This is a genomic window from Herbaspirillum sp. WGmk3, from assembly GCF_023952535.1.
GTDB classification, from domain to species: domain Bacteria; phylum Pseudomonadota; class Gammaproteobacteria; order Burkholderiales; family Burkholderiaceae_D; genus Herbaspirillum; species Herbaspirillum huttiense.
In genome coordinates this window covers 1-246 of record NZ_JAKYWT010000134.1, presented here as the reverse complement: position 1 = coordinate 246, position 246 = coordinate 1, and the positions used below count along the sequence as shown (strand labels likewise).

Annotated in this window: 1 pseudogene; it reads right to left on the bottom strand. The window is 39.4% G+C overall.

Annotated elements, in window-relative coordinates:
- A pseudogene (locus MKD49_RS26210) lies at positions 1-246 on the bottom strand (protein rexA); the annotation flags it as partial.

The following is a 246-nucleotide window of genomic DNA, read 5'->3' as shown; positions in this document are numbered from 1 at the left end:
AAAATCTGTCAGATCGGATGTGGTCGGCCCGAAAACAGTTCTGGCAAAACCAATGGTGTCGCCTTCAACAAACAAAAAAGATGGGAATCCCAATGATTCGTCATCTGCGAGGCTGTTCTTAATATCTTCAACTGAAGCTTTAGAGCGATTTATCTTCTGAACCAGACTCTTGTCATTTGTTTTGGTAAAGAGAAAAGTTTTTCCATCGATTTTATGAATATACAAATAATTGGAGCCAACCTGCAG